The organism is Idiomarina sp. UBA4206 (assembly GCF_002383015.1).
Lineage (GTDB): Bacteria > Pseudomonadota > Gammaproteobacteria > Enterobacterales > Alteromonadaceae > Idiomarina > Idiomarina abyssalis.
The window spans coordinates 66062-68706 of the sequence record NZ_DFTS01000004.1; the positions used below are offsets into that span (position 1 = coordinate 66062).

Here is a 2645-nt window from a genome sequence, read left to right on the forward strand (position 1 = left end):
ACAGTGCTGGCTACTTCATCGGCGAGCTGCTCAACTGAGCTTGCGGCACTTTGCATGGAAGTTGATAGTTCCTGCATGGTCTCCACGGCCAGTTGCAACTGCTCCTGATTCTGCGAGGTGGTCGTTCGCGACTCACTGGCATGATTGGCCGTCTGGTTTGCGTTTTCAGCTATTTCCCTGACAGTGGTTTCCATTTCGTTCATAGCCACCGCAACTTGGTCGGTTTTGTTTTCCTGTTCAGAAGACAAACCATCAATTTGCAGCATGGACTTATCAATAGTTTGTACTTTTTCATTAACTTCGTAGGCTGTATTTCGAACGTGGGTAATAATACTGCCTAAGTTGGCTATAAAAGCATTAAAGCCTTTCGCCAGGTCACCGACCTCGTCATTACTCTCTATATCTAAACGCTGAGTCAAGTCACCGCCTTCATTGGACATTCTGTTGAGGCTATTAGCGACATATTTAATAGGACGAACAATACGGCGGGCATAAAACCAACTGGCAATTACAAAGCCCAGTCCAATGACTAAACTGATAAAAACAATTGCCGTAATGGTATTGTTCAGGCCTGAATAAAGTTCATCTTCCGGCAGTTCAATGACAATTCGCCAGTCACTGTTAGGCAGGTTGGTACTGGCTACAATGAGGTCATCGCCACTTTGGCTGGTGTAATCAATTTCTACTTCATTATTACTCATTAATTTATTCGCGACTTTATTGCCGACTTCCGATGACAGCTGTCGAAAATCACTAATGCTAGGGCGAATTTGAATACGTCCCTCAGCATCTACCAGGTAAGCAATACCGTTTTCTCCCACATTAAAATCGGCAATGGCATTTTGCAGTGCTTCGAGGCTTTGCCCTATACCACCGACGCCAAGAGTGCGCCCGTTATCCTGAATACGAACGTTGACAAAAACAGTGGGAATTCCAGACTGTTCATCAACATCAAAATTAAGTTCTTGCTCGGTATTACTTTCTACAAAGTCGAAAAACCACTGGTCTCTTTCTTCGTTAGCTGAAACGGTTTTAAATAGACCTTCTGCGGTGTAATAGTTGTTACTTTCGGCGCTGACTGTAAATGCTGCCACGGCATTTCTCTGCTGGTAAATGCGGTTAAGGTAGCTAACAATTTCGTTTTGATCGGTTTGCGACTCACCATTCTTTAATGCGTCAATTAAATACTGGTTATTAGCCAGTTCCTGGGAAATTAACATTGGAGTCGCTATTAATTGGCCAATTTCCCCTCTAATTTCACCCAGTGTGGCCGGGAGTTCTTGTTTGGTTACGCGCTCTTCAATTAAAGAGCGCATCATGAAGGTTGATATTCCCAGAGCGATGACAAGTAACGTGGTTAACGCAATTGCCATGCTGAGAGTGAGTTTATTCTGTAAATTCATGAGAACCTCAAATAGTTACCCGACCGCAATTATATGCGTTAAGCTGATAGATGTTGTATCGACCAGAATAATACAAATATTAGAACAAATAACGGAGAGTAACCTCTTGGGTTACTAAAAGAATAATGGCAACACCAGATTATTTGATTACCAGTCGATGCGTTAACCTAGTGGCGCAAATTAGTACTGAATTTGGACGATGGCTGGCTTTGTTAGAGTCAGAGGGTAGCGACTTAGCAGAGTTTCAGTCTCAACAAATGCCGTTGAAAGTATTTGCTTCGGTCGGCATTGAAGAACAATCACAATTGTTGCAGAACATTCGTTTAAATGAAGCTTATACGCAGTTGGCGCAGTGGAGCTTTTCTTCAGAGGCTGACTTAAAGAATGCTCATCAGTTAGTTTGTGCAGGTGTCACTCCAAGTGCTGGTAGCTATCGTGCTACCGGAATGGGCGTTTATCAGAATAATAAACTTGTACATATGACTGCGCCGGCCGGGCAAGCCCGAAAGTCGGTCAGAGATCTGCTTAACTGGCTGCAGCAAAGCGACGAACATCCATTGCTTAAAGCGGCGATATTTTTGCAGCAATTTGAGTTTATCCAGCCTTTTTCTGTGGCAAATGCTTGTATCGGGAGGCTCTGGTTTAGCCTCATTCTTGCGGACTGGCATCCGGCCGTTGCATGGTTGAGTTTTGAAGAGACATTTAAAGCCAGTAAAGATGAGTACCTTGACTGCTTAAGACGATCAATTGCAGAGAATGACAAGGTGCCGATGGTTGAATTCGTTCTGAGCTGTATGCAGCAGACAATTTCCCGCACAGTTAAATCCGAGACAGCTAAAGCGACTGCTAAAAAAGAGAGTAATGCCGCTAATGCGTTAACTCTCCAGCAAGCCGAAGGTTCGGTTAAAAGTTCGTTGTTTTGTTCGGTTAATGGTTCGGAGAAGCGAGCTTATTCTGGTGTAAATACAAGAAATATGGTTCTTAGACTACTTAATGAACAACCTGACTGGAGCGCGGCCAGAGTGGCAGAGGTGTTGAATATTTCTTCGCGGGCGGTGGAAAAACACATTTCAAAACTGAAAGATCAGGGCCTGTTAGTTCGAAAAGGTTCTGCCAGAGGAGGTTACTGGAGAGTAACAACCGAAATAGAAGAGCAATTGAGCTTGCCAGCCGACTGGAATTAAAAAGAGTTTGATAAAAGTAGGAAGAATTGGTCGGCGTGAGAGGATTTGAACCTCCGAC

2 protein-coding genes are annotated in these 2645 nt (G+C 43.9%); one reads left to right on the forward strand and one right to left on the reverse strand.

Going from position 1 to position 2645, the window contains the following annotated elements:
• Window positions 1-1403, reverse strand: a 1403-nt coding sequence (locus tag B3180_RS00685) for a methyl-accepting chemotaxis protein (RefSeq protein ID WP_286842281.1), incomplete at its 3' end; no start/stop codon positions are given.
• Between the two features lie 125 nt (window positions 1404-1528).
• On the opposite strand from B3180_RS00685, the gene B3180_RS00690 reads away from it, so the two are divergent.
• Window positions 1529-2587 carry a Fic family protein gene (locus B3180_RS00690; protein ID WP_286842284.1) on the forward strand — a complete coding sequence of 353 codons (1059 nt, stop codon included), beginning with the start codon at window positions 1529-1531 and terminating at the stop codon, window positions 2585-2587.
• Window positions 2588-2645 lie beyond the last annotated feature (58 nt).

Coding starts and splice junctions, on each gene's coding strand:
- B3180_RS00690 (WP_286842284.1), top strand. CDS start 1,529: ATGGCAACACCAGATTATTTGATTACCAGTCGATGCGTTAACCTAGTG.